The 16,078-nt window shown below is 53.4% G+C and carries 15 protein-coding genes and 1 pseudogene; 6 read left to right on the plus strand and 10 right to left on the minus strand.

The genetic code is table 11. From position 1 onward, the window contains the following. The 3 genes from ABF87_RS05290 to ABF87_RS05300 all read left to right on the plus strand — a co-directional run. A partial coding sequence (locus ABF87_RS05290; protein ID WP_345789882.1) for a hypothetical protein occupies positions 1 to 1,118 on the plus strand: 1,118 nt, incomplete at its 5' end. 681 nt (positions 1,119 to 1,799) lie between these two features. Then, on the plus strand, positions 1,800 to 2,264 hold the full coding sequence (locus ABF87_RS05295) for a helix-turn-helix domain-containing protein (RefSeq protein ID WP_160828099.1): 465 nt from the start codon (positions 1,800 to 1,802) through the stop codon (positions 2,262 to 2,264). Further along, entirely contained in the window at positions 2,265 to 2,837 is a 573-nt protein-coding gene (locus ABF87_RS05300) for a PIN domain-containing protein (RefSeq protein WP_160828100.1), read from the plus strand. It begins immediately after the preceding gene. A gap of 146 nt (positions 2,838 to 2,983) precedes the next feature. On the opposite strand, the pseudogene ABF87_RS05305 reads toward ABF87_RS05300, so the two are convergent. From ABF87_RS05305 to merT, 7 genes and pseudogenes are all read right to left on the minus strand, one after another. Then, positions 2,984 to 5,754, minus strand: a pseudogene (locus tag ABF87_RS05305) (Tn3 family transposase). 195 nt (positions 5,755 to 5,949) lie between these two features. Beyond that, on the minus strand, positions 5,950 to 7,299 hold the full coding sequence (locus ABF87_RS05310; RefSeq protein WP_160828101.1) for an NAD(P)/FAD-dependent oxidoreductase: 1,350 nt from the start codon (positions 7,297 to 7,299) through the stop codon (positions 5,950 to 5,952). Then, complete coding sequence (gene merE, locus ABF87_RS05315; protein ID WP_160828102.1) at positions 7,296 to 7,559, minus strand: broad-spectrum mercury transporter MerE; 264 nt, start codon at positions 7,557 to 7,559, stop codon at positions 7,296 to 7,298. The genes ABF87_RS05310 and merE overlap by 4 nt, the downstream gene beginning before the upstream one ends. Positions 7,560 to 7,564: 5 nt before the next feature. Beyond that, on the minus strand, positions 7,565 to 9,250 hold the full coding sequence (gene merA, locus ABF87_RS05320; protein ID WP_160828103.1) for a mercury(II) reductase: 1,686 nt from the start codon (positions 9,248 to 9,250) through the stop codon (positions 7,565 to 7,567). Between the two features lie 39 nt (positions 9,251 to 9,289). Beyond that, the gene (gene merC, locus ABF87_RS05325; protein ID WP_160828104.1) at positions 9,290 to 9,712 is read right to left on the minus strand and encodes an organomercurial transporter MerC; all 423 of its coding nucleotides are present in this window, start codon (positions 9,710 to 9,712) and stop codon (positions 9,290 to 9,292) included. Between the two features lie 22 nt (positions 9,713 to 9,734). Then, positions 9,735 to 10,010, minus strand: coding sequence for a mercury resistance system periplasmic binding protein MerP (gene merP, locus ABF87_RS05330; RefSeq protein ID WP_160828105.1), 276 nt, complete (start codon positions 10,008 to 10,010; stop codon positions 9,735 to 9,737). A 13-nt stretch (positions 10,011 to 10,023) separates the two neighbouring features. Beyond that, positions 10,024 to 10,377, minus strand: coding sequence for a mercuric ion transporter MerT (merT, locus tag ABF87_RS05335; RefSeq protein ID WP_160828111.1), 354 nt, complete (start codon positions 10,375 to 10,377; stop codon positions 10,024 to 10,026). 79 nt (positions 10,378 to 10,456) lie between these two features. Here merT and ABF87_RS05340 point away from each other — a divergent pair, with 79 nt between their 5' ends. After that, the gene (locus ABF87_RS05340; RefSeq protein WP_160828106.1) at positions 10,457 to 10,858 is read left to right on the plus strand and encodes a MerR family DNA-binding protein; all 402 of its coding nucleotides are present in this window, start codon (positions 10,457 to 10,459) and stop codon (positions 10,856 to 10,858) included. A 189-nt stretch (positions 10,859 to 11,047) separates the two neighbouring features. On the opposite strand, the gene ABF87_RS05345 is transcribed toward ABF87_RS05340, so the two are convergent. Next, positions 11,048 to 12,115: a DNA-binding protein gene (locus ABF87_RS05345; RefSeq protein WP_160828107.1), complete on the minus strand. Its 1,068-nt coding sequence runs from the start codon at positions 12,113 to 12,115 to the stop codon at positions 11,048 to 11,050. 190 nt (positions 12,116 to 12,305) lie between these two features. Between ABF87_RS05345 and ABF87_RS05350 the strand changes: the two genes are divergently transcribed. Continuing rightward, positions 12,306 to 13,328: a site-specific integrase gene (locus tag ABF87_RS05350; RefSeq protein WP_160828112.1), complete on the plus strand. Its 1,023-nt coding sequence runs from the start codon at positions 12,306 to 12,308 to the stop codon at positions 13,326 to 13,328. A gap of 660 nt (positions 13,329 to 13,988) precedes the next feature. After that, positions 13,989 to 14,735, plus strand: a complete 747-nt coding sequence (locus tag ABF87_RS05360) for a putative phosphothreonine lyase domain-containg protein (RefSeq protein WP_160828108.1) — start codon at positions 13,989 to 13,991, stop codon at positions 14,733 to 14,735. 304 nt (positions 14,736 to 15,039) lie between these two features. Here the strand turns inward: ABF87_RS05360 and ABF87_RS05365 are convergent, their stop codons facing one another. Both ABF87_RS05365 and ABF87_RS05370 read right to left on the minus strand, forming a co-directional pair. Beyond that, positions 15,040 to 15,324 carry a ribbon-helix-helix domain-containing protein gene (locus ABF87_RS05365; RefSeq protein WP_160828109.1) on the minus strand — a complete coding sequence of 95 codons (285 nt, stop codon included), beginning with the start codon at positions 15,322 to 15,324 and terminating at the stop codon, positions 15,040 to 15,042. Continuing rightward, positions 15,317 to 15,952 (minus strand): AAA family ATPase, encoded by a 636-nt coding sequence (locus ABF87_RS05370; RefSeq protein ID WP_160828110.1) that lies wholly within the window; start codon positions 15,950 to 15,952, stop codon positions 15,317 to 15,319. Before ABF87_RS05370 ends, ABF87_RS05365 begins: the two co-directional genes overlap by 8 nt. Positions 15,953 to 16,078: the final 126 nt, after the last annotated feature.

Below are 16,078 nucleotides of genomic sequence, written 5' to 3' on the forward strand. Positions count from 1 at the left end.
GAGGTTTTATGATCGACACACAGAAAATTAATAGTACAATTACAAACACCTCGGTAATCACATGTGCTATTCCAAAAACACGATATAAACTAGTGAAACCTCCCGAAAAGCATATCAAAAGCCTTCAGCTCGACCTATTTTCGCAATTTGTCACCAATGACAAGAGTCAGGTTTCTAACACTATTGAGCTTTGGGAGCGAATACCAAAGTATTTCTTTACAGCCAAACAAGTTGAAAAGCTACGTACTATTGATGGGCTAGCAGAACCGTACGAATGGGCCTATACGGAAAATGGAAACGAATACACAGTTTCGATTCAACCGGCATTGATTAAACAAAAAGATAGAAAATATAAAGCTTTTTTCCCCGGCATAACTGAAGAACTTGTAGAAGAAGCGCTAAAAAAGATATTTAGTGATCAGCAATATGCTATTCATGACCCTGAAAAAACAGAAAGTTGGATTAAATTCACATTAGGAATGATACAAAAAGCACTTAAAACAAAGGGACGATCCAGAAGCATTGATGAAATCAAGCAAGCTATAGAGGTAATGAACAAATGTAATATCGCCCTATATAAAAATAAAAAAGAAATATGGAGCGGCGCCATTCTACAAGATCTTGTAACCGTTGGTCGCGAGGAATACCTCGCTTCCACCAATACACATCACATCGCAAGATTACCTCTCTTCATCAGCCACAGTATAAACAACCTTGATTATAGACAATTTAACTATGATCGCTTGATGAGTTGTGATGAGCAACTAACCCGATGGCTATACAAACGACTAATCAACCGCTTTACCCAAGCTAGCCACATCACAGAATATTCATGTATGTATTCAGATATAAAACAGGCAAGTGGACTATTACAACAAAATAAAGAAGGAAACAATCGAAGTAAAATTCTATCAGCCTTTAATGAATTAAAAGAAAAAGGCGTGATTCTTAGCTGTGAAATTAACGAACGTAAAATTGGACGAGCTATAACAGATATAAAATATACAATTAAAGCAACACCACAATTCATTAAAGAACAAATAGCTTCTAACAAACGAACAACTGATATAAGAACAATAGCGCAAAAATCAGGCATACGAGTTATTAAAAAAACATAGTGGTAGGTTTAACCAGCAAATGTTATAGGTTTGACCAGCAAATGTTATAGGTTTGACCAGTAGATAGTTATAGGTTTATCCAGCAGATAATAAATATGTTATAGGTTTGACCAGCAGTTAAACTAAGAAGTTATAGGTTTAACCAGCAGAAAGGTTAAGAAGTTATAGGTTTAACCGGAAGATGATATAGGTTTGACCAGCAGTTAAACTAAGAAGTTATAGGCTTAACCAGCAGTTTAAAGCTGGGATATAGGTTTGACCAGCATTTAAATCAGGTTTTTCCTCGCAAGACATTAATAATACATAGTATTCTCTATGTGAATAACTTTCTATTCTTTTCTTTATTTAATCTTATTATTAACTTCATTATTCAATCATATCTGTAGATGTGTGGATAATTCAAACAACCAACGTTAATAAACACTCGAGATCGCTACGCTCACCTAAGTATTGGGGCCTTCTGCCCCAAACCCCGAGGATATTTAAAAAACAATGATGTCCTCATTCTTAAGTACGTCACTAATACTCGTCTCGACTTACCGCAGTCAAAATGGCGGCTAGTGACACAACTGCTTGTTTTACCCCAGATAACAAGGTTGGTTCTATTTCGAATATTTTCAATTTTCGTTTATTTCGATTAAAATCGACCCCACAATGCTGCTCAAACCTGAGGAAAATGCTATGCCCACATTCTCGTCTCCACACTCATTACCGACGGCCGAAGAAGTCGCTCTCGCCCGCGAAAGTGGCCGAGCACTATCAGCCTACTTGCAAACTCGAGCAGAAACCCAACAGATCGAAATTATCGACGACAAAGGTGCCACTCATCCAGTTCACGTGCCAGTGTCAGCGCTCCGACTGCTCGTGGATGTTCTAACCGAAATAGGTGAAGGTAATGCGGTCAGCATCATCCCGATTCACGCTGAACTCACCACTCAGGAAGTGGCAGATGTACTCAACGTTTCGCGCCCATTCCTTGTGCAGTTACTGGAGCACGGAGAAATCCCATTCCATAAGATCGGCACACACCGTCGCGTCCGCTACCAGGATGTAATTGCCTACAAAGAGCGAATCGATGTAGAGCGCAGCAAAGCCCTTGATGCACTGACCGAGCAAGCTCAAGCGCTCAAGATGGGGTACGAATGAATGAGTTCGCACTTCACCGTCATTTACGATGCATGCGTGCTCTACCCGGCACCGTTACGCGACCTCCTGATGCGACTGGCCTTGACAGATTTATACCGAGCGCGCTGGACCGACATGATCCATGAAGAGTGGATACGTAACGTTCTCAAGCAGCGACCAGATCTGAAGCCAGAAGATCTAAGCCGTACCCGCTCATTAATGAATGCTCATGTGCGGGACAGCCTCATCACTAACTTCGAGCATCTGATCCCGTCCGTAGAGCTGCCCGACAACGATGATCGTCACGTGGTGGCCGCCGCCATTCACAGCGGTGCCAACCTGATCGTGACATTCAACCTGAAGGACTTTCCGTCGGAGCAACTAAAGCGCTATAACCTGGTGGTTCAGCATCCAGATGACTTTATCTTTGATCTGCTCGATTTGCACCCAGCCAGTGTCTGTGAAGCTGCAGCTATTCATCGGCGATCGCTGAAGAATCCACCCAAGACAGTAGACGAATATCTGGATACGCTGCTTAAGCAAGGGTTAACACAAACTGTTAACCTGCTAAAGGGATGGAAAGTTGCGCTCTAACTACCCCAACTAGCAGTGGTTTAATCTGTTCAAGTTTAATTCCTCACTCCTTAGGTTGGGGTAGTTACCTCATAGCTGTAAAAACCGCCATCTTCGATGGACAAAACATTATAGGGGGTCACACAGAATTCGGAAAAAATCGTACGCTAAGGATTTCCGGCATTCCGTAGTGGCCGGAACTGCCCGTCTTCGATCTTCCGGTTCTGACGCCAGATGTAGTCCCCTGTCAGATTGATATGCTCCCAGCCCAGCGGCGACAGATATTGCAATAAGGCATCGTCAATCGGCTTGCCGGATACGCGCAATGCTTGCGTCGCCCGCTCCAGATAGACCGTGTTCCACAGCACGATGGCCGCTGTCACCAGGTTCAAGCCGCTGGCACGATAGCGTTGCTGCTCGAAACTCCTGTCCCGGATCTCGCCCAAGCGGTGGAAGAACACCGCCCTGGCCAGCGCATTGCGCGCTTCGCCTTTGTTCAACCCGGCATGCACGCGCCGGCGCAATTCGACGTTCTGCAGCCAGTCCAAGATGAATAAGGTCCGCTCGATGCGACCCAGCTCGCGCAACGCGATCGCCAAGCCGTTCTGGCGCGGATAGCTGCCAAGCTTGCGCAACATGAGCGACGCGGTCACGGTGCCCTGTTTGATCGATGACGCCAGGCGCAGGATCTCGTCCCAATGGGCGCGCAGGTGCTTGATGTTCAAGGTGCCGCCGAACATGGCGCGCAGCGCCGGGTAATCGTGGCCGCTGGTCGGCACGTAAAGCTTGGTATCGCCGAGGTCGCGGATACGCGGCGCGAAGCGGAATCCCAGCAAATGCATCAACGCAAATACGTGGTCAGTGAAGCCGGCCGTATCAGTGTAGTGCTCTTCGATGCGCAGGTCCGATTCGTGGTATAGCAAGCCGTCGAGTACATAGGTCGAGTCGCGTACGCCGACGTTGACGACCCTCGTGCTGAACGGCGCGTACTGATCTGAGATATGGGTATAGAACAGCTTGCCGGGTTCTGCGCCATATTTCGGATTGATATGGCCGGTACTTTCCGCCTTGCCACCGACGCGAAAGCGCTGCCCATCGGACGGCGAAGTCGTGGCGGAACTGGGCATTGACCAGATCGGCCAGGCCGGACGAATACGTCTCGTCGCGGATGTGCCACGCCTGCAGCCATGACAGCTTTGCGTAAGTCGCCCCCGGACTCGATTCGGCCATCTTGGTCAAGCCGAGATTGATCGCGTCTGCCAGGATCGCCGACAGCAAGAGCGTCCTGTCCTTGGCCGGCTCGCCGCTTTTCAGGTGCACGAAGTGGCGCGTGAACCCGGTCCAGTCATCCACATCCATCAACAACTCGGTGATTTTGATCCGCGGCAGCAGCATGCCGGTCTGGTCGATCAGCGCCTGCGCCGATTCCGGCACCGCCGCATCCAGCGGCGTGATCTTCAGGCCGGAATCCGTGATGATCGCGTCGGGCAATTCATTCGCCTGCGCAAGACGGTTTACTGTGGCCAGTTGCTGCTCCAGCAGCAGCAACCGGTCATGCAGATATTGGTTGCAGTCCGGATTGACTGCGATCGGCAGCTCCCGTGCTTGCTTGAGCGCGCCGAACTTTTCAGGGGGCAGCAAATACTCGTCGAAGTCGCGGAACTGGCGAGAGCCTTGCACCCAGATATCGCCGGAACGCAGCGAATTCTTCAGCTCTGACAGCGCGCAGATTTCATAGAATCGGCGATCGATGCCCTCATCCGTGAGAACCAGCGGTTTCCAGCGCGCTTTGATGAACGCGATCGGCGCGTCGTCCGGCACCTTGCGCGCGCCGGGCAGCTTCGTCGATACTTTTCGTGAAATCGATCCAAGGTAGGACCGTCTCGATGGCGGCATATGGATCGCCGCCCGACTCCTTCGCATCCACGATGGCGCGGCCGATTTTCGAATAGAGCCGCACCTTGTCGTTGATCGCCTTGCCTTGCTTTTGGAACTGTTGCTGATGCTTGTTCTTGGCAGCGCTGAACAGCTTGATGAGGATGCGGTCATGCAAGTCGACCAGCTCGTCGGTTACGGTGGCCATGCCTTCAATCGCCAGCGCCACCAGCGTGGCGTAGCGCCGCTCGTTCTCGAACTTGGCGAGATCTTGCGGCGTCATTTGCCCGCCCTCGCGCGCCATTTTCAGCAGCCGATTCTGGTGGATATGGCGACCGATCCCGTCCGGGAGTCCAAGCGATTGGAATGTCTTCAGACGCTCGATGTGCTCCAGCATGCACCGGGAATTCGGCTTGAACGGCGACTGGCGCAGCCATACCAGCCAGGTCGTATTACTGTCCGGCTTCACCTTCAGCAGATCGTCCAATCCACACCGGTGGTGGGCCGTCAGCGGCTCGATCAAGGTCCGGTAAATGCGTCGGTTTGCACGCGTGACCGCTTCCGCGCAGGCCCGCTCGACGACGGTCAGCGCCGGCAGGATGATTTGCTGCTGCCGTAGCGTTTCCAGCGCATGCGCCGCCAACACCAGCCCTTTGTCGGTTTGCATGGCCAGGTCGGCCAAACCGTGCACCAGCTTGCGGAAATGCGGCAGGCCAAACGGTGACAGTCCAAGATAACTGCGCAATTCCTGCAAATGTTCGCGCCGCGTCTCATCGCGCTCGCCGTATTTCGGCCAGGCGGTCGCTTCACTGCGAATCTGCCGGGCAATCCATTGGATCACCAGTTCCGGCACCGACATGTCGCTGGCCAGCGCATAGCCAGGATAGCGCAGCAGGCACAGTTGCACGGCGAACCCGAGCCGATTGGCGTCGCCTCGGCGCTGCCGAATCAGTGACAAGTCGGATTCATTGAACGTGTAATGCCGGATTAGGTCATCCTGGCTCTCGGGCAGCGCGAGCAGGCTGTCTCGCTCCGTCGCGGAGAGTATCGAGCGACGTGGCATGGTTCAGGCTGTTTTCCAGCTGCGTGGGAACAATGCAAGCGGGGTCGCCGGTATAACGGGCAGAAATGTAACGTCGTGAATGCTGTGCATGGCAAAAGTTCCGTCAATCCTTGTTTTTATTGGCAAGGCGAAACAATGCGCCATAGGCAACTTTCCTGTCAATAGTCGCTCCGAAGCACGCCGCGCCAGAGCTTTTCAGAGCATGTATCCGATGTCGGAAGCGCCTGTTGGATACGTAAAAATCGAAGTCTTCAGATCCTCTGCTGTCAGGCCCTTCCGGATGGCCAGTGCAAAGAGATTGATGACCTCGTCGACATGCGGACCGACCAGGTGCGCGCCCAGGATGCGATCGGTTCCTTCTTCAACCAGGACTTTGAATCCATAGATGGTTTCCGCGACACGCCGCGCCGTATACCACTCTGGGGCCTTGCGGTGCTGCATCCGAAACTTGATCCCTTTCTCCCGCGTCTGCTTTTCGCTAAGACCGACGGAGGCAATAGGGGGAATCGTGAAGGCGACGCTGGGTACACCCAGATAGTTCGGCTTCTGCTGATTGCCACTCAACATATTCGCTGCGACGACCTTCGCGTCATGACTTGCCACGGGGGTCAACGCTGGCCCGCGCATCGCTGCGTCGCCTGCCGCATACACGGCAGGATTGGATTCGCTTTGCAGGAACTCATTCAACCTGAGACGGCCTTTGTCGCTGTCTACGCCTGCTGCCGCAAGATCGAGCGTTTCGAGATCGGGAACACGCCCGGCGGCATGTACCACGACATCGGCCGTGAATACCTCGTCGTTGCCGTTTGAAGATGTGCGAATGGAGAAGCCGCCATGGTTCTTTTCGATGGCGGTCACACGCGTGTTGAGGCGCACGTCGATCCCGATTGCGTGGAATTTTTCCATCAGCCAGCCAACCAGATCCGGGTCGAATGGCGTGAGCATGCGTTCTCCTTGCTCGAACACCGTCACTTGGGCTCCCGCGCGCGCCGCGATATGGGCGAACTCCGCAGCGATGAAGCCGCCGCCCAGCAGAGCGATCCTCTTTGGCAACTGATCGAGATCGAGGAACTCGGTGCTGGTGATGATGTGCTCCTCACCCGGCATACCCAGGCGCATCGGCACCGCGCCGGTGGCGATCAGGACGAAGCGCGCTTCAAGTACGTCGCTGCCGACCTGGATCGAACGCGGGCCGCAGAACCTGGCGCGGCCGTGATAGGCATCGATGCCCTTGTCGGTGAAGTTCTTTTCCTTCATCGCCGGCACGGACTCCGTAAACGTGCGCTTGAACTGGATGAGTTCGCGCCATGCGATGGCGGGCTCGCCGCCGGAGACGCCCTTGCCGTGCATTCGCCGGGAATGATCGATCGCTTCCGCCGCACCGACCAACACCTTTTTCGGATCGCAGCCACGCAGCGCGCACGTGCCGCCGAAGGGCAAATGGTCGATCACTGCAACGCGCCATCCAGCCGCGTGGCACTGCGAAGCAGCGACCGATGCTGCCGTTCCAGTCCCGATTGCAACTAGGTCATAGTGTTTGGTCATTTCTCATTCCGTCGCAGAGATTCGGCAGTCTTGTCGTTTCGCAGCGCGTGCAATACCGCGCGCAGAAACACCAAAAACAACAAAGAAAGCAATCCGAATGCCATCAAAAAATGTTCGGCGAGAAAAGCCCCGGCCACGGTGCCCGAAAGCAGCAGAGCCAATAACGGCAGATGGCATGGACAGCTCACCACAGCCAATGTTCCCCAGACGTATGCACGCCAGCGGGCATGCAGCGATCCAGTGGCATCGTGGCTATTCATGGTGCTTATCCTGCGCAGCAAGATAGTTGTTTCACGTCCTTGGAGAAGGTCTGTGCACACAATTTCAACCCTTCTACCATCGTCAGGTATGGAAACAATTGGCTAGACAGTTCCTGCACGGTCATCTTCGCGCGGATAGCCAGTACCGCCGTCTGGATGAGTTCGCCCGCTTCCGGGGCCACCGCTTGCACGCCGATCAGCCGGCCCGAACTCGCTTCCACGACCAGCTTGATGAAGCCGCGCGTGTCGAAATTGGCCAGCGCGCGCGGCACATTATCCAGCGTCAACGTGCGGCTGTCGGTTTCAATGCCGTCGTGGTGTGCCTCCGCCTCGCTGTAGCCGACCGTCGCCACCTGCGGATCGGTGAACACCACCGCCGGCATGGCGGTCAGATCGAGCGCCGCATCACCGCCGGTCATGTTGACCGCCGCACGGGTGCCGGCCGCCGCCGCCACATAGACGAATTGCGGCTGGTTGGTGCAATCGCCGGCGGCAAAGATGTGCGGGCTGCTGGTGCGCATAGCCTTATCGATGACGATGGCCCCTTGAGTGTTGGCCTCCACGCCCGCCGCCTCCAATGCGAGGCTGCGCGTATTGGGCACGCGGCCGGTGGCGACCAACAACTGGTCGGCGCGCACTTCGCCGCGGCCGGTGGCGAGCACAAATTCACCATTCGCATAGGTGACTTGGCTGGCCTGGGTATGTTCCAGCACCTCGATGCCTTCAGCGCGGAACGCGGCTGTGACGGCCTCACCGATGGCCGCGTCTTCGCGGAAGAACAGCGTGCTGCGCGCCAGGATCGTGACCTTGCTGCCCAGCCTGGCGAACGCCTGCGCCAGTTCCACGGCCACCACTGACGAACCGATGACCGCGAGCCGGGGCGGAATCGTATCACTCACCAGAGTTTCGGTCGAAGTCCAGTAGGACGTGTCTTTCAGGCCGGGAATCGGCGGCACGGCCGGGCTGGCGCCGGTGGCGATCAGGCAGCGGTCGAACGCTACCGTGCGCTCGCCGCCTTCGTTCATACTGACGATTAGAGTGCGATCGTCCTTGAAGCGCGCCTCGCCATGCAGCACGGTGATGGCCGGATTGCCGTCCAGGATGCCTTCGTACTTGGCATGCCGCAGTTCATCGACGCGCGCCTGTTGCTGGGCCAGCAGCCGCTCACGCAAAATCAGCGGCGGAGAGGCTTGGATGCCGCCATCGAAAGGGCTTTCCCGGCGCAGATGGGCAATGTGAGCGGCGCGGATCAAGATCTTGGAGGGTACGCAGCCGACGTTGACGCAGGTGCCGCCAATGGTGCCGCGCTCGATGAGGGTGACGCGCGCACCTTGCTCGACGGCCTTCAGCGCCGCCGCCATCGCGGCCCCGCCGCTGCCGATGACGGCAATATGCAGCGCGCTTTCACGGCTGATGGACTTTTCCTTGCCGCCTAGCCATCCCCGCGCTTTGTCGAGTAATCCTGTTTGCTTTTCAACTGGCGGCATATCGGCGAGCATGGCTTGATAACCGAGCCTGGTGACGGCGGCCGTGAGCGCCTCCAACGGCGTGCCGGCTTCAAAGTCGAGTTGCGCCATGCCCTGCGGATAGGACACAAGCGCCGAGCGTACGCCTGGCACCTTCTCCAACGCCTCTTTGACGTGAGCCGCACAGGAATCACAAGTCATTCCGGCTATCTTCAATTGAGTCATATATCTTTCCTTTTTTGGATTTGATAACAGCCGATGCCATCAGCGGCGTTTGGCCGGCAGTTCACAGCCATCCAACCCACAGCGGCGATTCGCCGGCGAGGCCAAATCCCAGATAGACACGCCGACCATGAACGCCAGGCCGACATACATCAGATTCGCCGTCCACCAGTGACCGAGAAACAACAGCGTGGCCGCCAGCACGATGACCGGCCCGATGCTGCCAAGCAGGCTGCGATGCCATTGCCGATGACTCAACCAGCCCAGCAAATTGGCGAGTAAAGAGAGAGCCGCGAACAAGGGCAACAGCCGTGAAATGAACAAGCCTTCATATTCGCTAAGAAAGCCCAGCCCGATGGCTGCGCCAAAGCTGGCGATGGCCGGGAAACAGGCCGCGCAACCCATTGCAGAAACAACGCTGCCGAGTGCGCCGGCCTTGTCCGCGATGCGTGTCATCAAGCCCATGATTCGCTCCCGGTTCAGTCGTTCACTGCTTGACGCTGGATGGATAGCCCGCGTCCTCGGTGGCCTTGGTCAGTTTCTGCACGCTGCTCTTGGCATCGTCGAAGGTGACGACGGCTTCGCGCTTCTCGTAGCTCACCTCGGTCTTGCTCACGCCCTCGACCTTGGAGAGTGCTTTCTTGACGGTGATCGGACAGGCGGCACAGGTCATGCCCGGCACGGACAGCGTGACGGTCTGGGTAGCGGCCCATAGCGGCGTGACGATCGCGGCGAGGGCGAGAGCGGCAAATAACTTTTTCATGGTGAATTCCTGGTTAGTAGAACAAGGGAAGGACATAGGGAAATCCGAGCGCGATCAGAACCAACACAGCCACGACCCAGAAGATGAGTTTGTAAGTGCGACGCACCTGCGGCAACGCGCACACTTCGCCAGGTCGGCAATCTTGTTGCGGCCGGTAAATCCGGCGCCAGGCGAAAAATAATGCGACAAGGGCCGCACCGATGAACCAGGGACGGTAAGGCTCCAGTACCGTCAAATTGCCGATCCAGGCGCCGCTAAAGCCGAGTGCGACCAGTACCAGCGGTCCCAGGCAGCAAGTCGATGCGAGAATCGCCGCCACGCCGCCGACTGCCAGCGCCGTGGACTCTGTTTTGTTGCCGGATTCCATGCTTTGCATCCTTGAAGTCGGTTGAGAGTAGACTAAGCATAAGTGCGGAGTTAGGTACGGACTCAAGGAGAATTTAACTGTGGACGACAATCGTTTGACTGTTGGACAGTTGGCCAAGACAGCTGGCGTGAACGTGGAAACCGTGCGTTATTACCACCGGATCGGCTTGTTGCCGGCACCGGAGCGCACGTACGGCAGCATCCGGCACTATGACTACCATGCGCTGCGGCGCCTGCGCTTCATCAAACGCGCGCAGCGTCTCGGCTTCGCCCTGGAGGAAGTGTCATCGCTGCTGACGTTGGATGACGGCAAGCATTGCGCGGAAACCAAGGCGCTGGCCGAACAGAAGCTGGAGCTGGTCCGGCAAAAGATTGCGGACCTCATGGCGATCGAATCCAACCTGCGCAGCTTTATTGACGCGTGCGCGCATACGCGCGGCTACGGTTGTCCGATGATCGATGCTCTGGCGGCGGACGAATAGGAGAACGCGTTATTTGGGGTAAGCGGGTAAGCGAGTAAGCGAGTAAGCGAGTAAGCGTCTATTTTGTGCGAATTGCGTGGAATTCCGGCCGATATTCATGCCGCGCTCATCTTGCATGAACCAAACGTCTCCCCGAACACGGACGATGCCTTGGCATGGGCGCATTCCCGAGCCGTGGCCTCGCCAGTTTCACGGAGTGGTGGCTGGACCGATCAGAGAAGCCGCTTTCTGTTCCGCTGCACTTATCTGCTGTTCCAGCGCGGCACGCTCCTGCAGCCAGGAAAGCCGTTCCGCAGCTAGGTGGTCGGCTCGCGCTTCAGCGCGGTGCGCTTGCTCGGCCAGCATGCTGGCTTCGCGCTCCTGGGCGGCCAGCGCCATTCTGGTGTCGGTCCATTGCTTTTGCAGGGCATCGACCTCATCAGCCAAGCCTTGCCGTGCCGCTTCGGCGTCTTCCAGTCGTTCGGAAAGGCGTTCCCGCGCTGAACGCACGGTCGCCAACTCTTCCTGCGCCACGCGTAGCGCCTGCTTGAGATCGACATTCTCGGAGGTCAGGTGCGCGATGTGTATCTCCTGCTGGCCCAGCGTCGATTGCTGGGCAGTGATCTGGCGGTTAGCACTGACCAGATCCTGTTCAACTCGCGCAATGCGCCGCTCGGCCGTCTGCCGTTCCTCGGCGCGCTGGGCGGCGATGGCTTCTTGGTAGTGTTCGAACTGCGTGCGCGTCTGTTCCAGTTGCCGATTCAGGCTCTCGACTTCGTTTTGACGGTCCGCTAGACGTTGCGCCAAGCCGGTCGCTTCCATTTCCGCCTTGACGCACGCTACCTGATACGCGCGGTTCGATTCAGTTAGCTGGTCATTTTGGACGCGCTCCTGCGTCAGCAGGCTTTGCAAAGTATCCCGTTCTTTCGCCAGAGCCGCAGCGTTATCCGTAGCCATCTTCAATTGCGCCGCAAAATCGCGCTGGGCGGCCGCCAACGCGGATTGGGCCGCCTGCACCTTTTGATCTGCGTCCTGTTGCAGATGTTCGTAGAGGCCCTTGACGGCTTGCAGCAGGTCGGCCGGCAGGCCCGCGTCGTGCGCAAACACCTGCTCCTGATGCTCGGCCTTCCACCTCTTGAGCATGGGCGCGATCGTGCTTTTGCTGCCCGTCCCGCCAATCGCCTCCCGCACCGTATCGACCGTAGGATTTTTCCCTTCGGCCGACAGCCGCGCCGCCGCCGTAGCGACTTCCGAGTAAGTAATGCCTGCCCGTGCCATGCTCACCTCCGAGTAAATATCGTTTCGTATTACGTGTTACGTAATAATACGCTATAACATCATTAGATGAAAATATTTATTCCGGCGTGTTTATACATGATAAATTAACTTATCGTGGCTAAAGCTCGAAATCCGCGTTACACTTCCCGTAACGCCCCAAAAAGCGGCCAAAGTGAGCGACGAAATGGGTATGGAAGAAAACAATCCGGAAAAAACCGTTTTGCTTGGCAAATTGGCAAAACGTACTGGCGGTACGCTCATGTCGGAACCCGAGTTGCAAGAGCGCCACCGGCGCTTTATCTCGGCCGCGACCTCTGAAAACACCCGCCGCACCTACCGTTCGGCGATCCGGCACTTTTATGCCTGGGGCGGGGCCTTGCCCTGCGATGCGGGAGCCGTCCTGCGGTATCTCTTGGCTTACTCGGATTCGCTCAATCCGCGCACGCTGGCGCTACGCCTGACAGCGCTCGCGCAATGGCATGCATTCCAGGGATTTCCGGACCCGACCGCCGATCCGAACGTGCGTAAGACGCTGAAGGGCATCACGCGCACCCACGGCAAGCCGAAAAAGAAGGCGAAGGCGCTGCCGATCGAGGACCTGGAGCGAATGGTCGAGGTATTGACGCCAGACGCCAGCCTGATCGCGACTCGCAACAATGCACTGGTTCAGATTGGTTTCTTCGGCGCGCTGCGACGCAGCGAACTGGCCGCGCTGATGGTCGAGGAATTGGCGTGGGAGGCAGATGGCCTAGTCATCACCTTGGCGCGTTCGAAGACGGACCAGGAGGGGGAAGGCATCACCAAGGCGATTCCCTACGGCAGTCCGGATGGGATATGTTGCCCGGTGCGCGCCTTGAGGCGCTGGCTGGAAGGGGCCAACATCACCTCGGGACCAGTATTTCGCCGCGTTACGCGCTGGGGTGTCATCGGCACCGAGCCACTGTACGATGGCAGCATTAACGATATCCTGGAGGCGTGCGCCGAAGCGGCCGGGTTACCTTACGCGCCCGAACTCAGCGGCCACAGTTTACGCCGAGGAATGGCCACCAGCGCTCATCGGTCCGGAGCCGAGTTTCAGGATATCAAGCGGCAAGGCGGTTGGCGGCACGATGGAACGGTACAGGGATATATCGAGGAGGCCGGCCGATTCGAGTCCAATGCCGTCTTGACTCTACTGCGCCGAAGGGGGAAAAACGATGTGTCAAAACCTTAGCGTACGATTTTTTCCGAATTCTGCGTGTCCCCCTTATAAGTCAATATAATCATTCTGTTAAGATTTCTTCGCTTTAGCCAATACCGGGTAAATTCTAACAAAGGTACGTAATGCGTCATTCACTGTTTCCCTCTTTTTTACTTTACCGCTTTTCAAGCGCTAGTTTTGGCATTTGAATACCTACTGTATCTCGCAGTTTCTCCTCTGAGAAATCGTATACTCCCAGCAAATTAATATGTAGCCAGGTAATAATGGAACCGTTGACATGCCTCTTGCAGCGCGACTTTATATGCAGGATCATTCGTGTCAGATAGCTTTTGAATTAAGTACAGCTAATTCCAGCAAATGATGCAGTTTTTGATTAACCGCTTGCAACTTTCTGCGATTTCTTGCTCTTGCTTCTCAGTCTCAATCAGCTCTCGGGGATTGCCTACCGATACTGCACGGGTGAATTTGTAGGTCCTCGTGTTACTTAAACGAGGGGAAACAAAAAAGAATGTTTATACTTTATATTAGGGGCCTTTCTATTATTAAGTAACAAGGACTTAAGCCAAGTTATATAACATTCCGCTCCAGATTTTAAGACATTTGTCGTATATGTTTACGTTGAGGGTTTTTAGTCTTGATTAATGTTAAGCGCATGGAAACGGAAACATTGTAATGAGAAGGAATCAATTAATAACGGCGATCATCGCCGAAATGGATCGAATCTGGGGCGAAGACGGTTTCGACGGAACTCACGATGACTACCAATGGCTCCAACAGAATTATGGAATCAGTGAAGAGAATGACGTTCTCTGGCAACTCATTCTTGAATACGATGCTAATGAATTGTCCGACGAAGACCTCGAAGACCAAGAACTCATGGGCTTTCTCGAAGATAAAAAGGCCGTACGCCAATTCTTAGAGTGTCACCTCAAGAGCTATCGTAACGCGTTCACTATTTCCCCAAAACGGAAGTGTTTGGTCGACGAAACCAGTCAGGATTCTGCACTACAGTATCCGCGGCCATCGCTGGTCACCGATGAAGATTGGATTCGGGCCAAACGACAAACCGGTACCTATCCCCCCCGCTCCGAGCGCGGGGGCAAGTGGCTCATATTCGTCCCTATAGAGAACCTAGACGGCACTTGGGAAAAGATTCGTATCGCCACTGAACGTGGAGAGCTCGGAGCATCATCGAAAGTTGCCACAGCAAAACCCAACAAGAATGCGGTAACTAATAATCAGAAAGTCATATGCATTTATACCTATGACTGGACCGATCTCGAGGATGTCATGAAAATCCGCGATCAGCTGCGTCAGCTTGGAATTACCTGGAAAATTCCTTACAAGTCCGATGAAGATACAAACGCTGGAAAATATGCAAATCGTGGAAGCGGGAAAATGTCGAAGTATTACGAGTGACTCCGACCATAAACTGGTAGTCAACCGAGCTTACGCAAAAAGCCGCGCAAGCTGTTTACCTTACATTGGGTCAATTGGTTCGGTCTGTGGATTATACGAAATTCAAAAAGCACAAAGATATCGAACTCAGGCTTCTATTCTTTGCTATAACAATTTTATTAGGTTAAAGTCTAATTGCAGAACAGGCAGGGATGCCGATGACTGCAAACAGTGATGTATCAACCCCGTCTTTGAAAAAAGATGGGGTTTTCTTTTATTAGCTAGCAAACAAAGTAGGTATTGATAAATCATTAACTGTATACATCTATAAGTCAATTATCAGCTTCTTGCCTTTTTTTGTGAAAAGTAAGTCCAATGCTTGGTTTAATAAAGCTTGGTTTGTCGTACCTTCTTCAGCTGCAATTATGCGTAGTTGTTTTGAAACCTCAGGAGGAAAATGCCCCCCGATTAGAACTGTGTTCCCACGACTCTTTTTTGTTTCTTTTATTTCTGAAGCTGCACTTTTTTTTCTCTCGATATTAGCTCGCGATTTTGGTTCTGCTTCAATTGATTTTGCTCTATTAAGAACTTCTTGTAACGAATTAGCCATTAACGTCTCCATCGTATAATTGTATACACGTATATTCGTATAGTCTTTGAATTTCATCTGCTGCTTTGCCATTAGGTTCAAATTCTTGTACCGCTTTACCTTCTGATTGCGCACGGAAGTAAGCTTTTCTATTTCCAATTTGGACTGGGCAAATATTTGCATTTAATTCGCTTACCGCTGTAACTGCATCATTAGTCTCTTGTCCAGAAGGAGGAACAAATGTTAGAACGATTGAAAATGGTTTATTTTGTTGCTTTACAATGTTAATAGTATGAATCATTGACATTGTGTCGAAAACAGCAGTTTTTGTTGGGATTAAAACGTAATCGGCAACTAAAGATGCTTCGAATGCTACGTCACGCGCAACTGCTGCGCCATCAATAATGGCTAAATCAGTGCCAGCTTCACTTGCAGCATTCAATACTGCCTTAAGACGTATAGTTTGAATAGATACAACAGCAGGATGATCTGATTTTCGCACGTCTAACCAGAAAGAAGCTGTTGCTTGCGGATCAAGATCGAAAATAGCTACTTTCTTGCCGTCAGCTTCAGCTGCGACAGCTAAACAAGTTGCAAGAGTTGTTTTTCCGACCCCACCCTTTTGTGAGAGTATTGCCAGTGTTTTCATATGTGTAATATAACAGTGAAAGTTATTATAGTATAAGAGTATAGGTGTATACAAATATAATGATATACGCGTATCTGGATTAGATAATTGATATTATAATTTTGTATAACCCTATAACCCTATAAC

The sequence above is a fragment of the Nitrosomonas sp. JL21 genome (genome assembly GCF_009833095.1).
Taxonomy (GTDB): domain Bacteria; phylum Pseudomonadota; class Gammaproteobacteria; order Burkholderiales; family Nitrosomonadaceae; genus Nitrosomonas.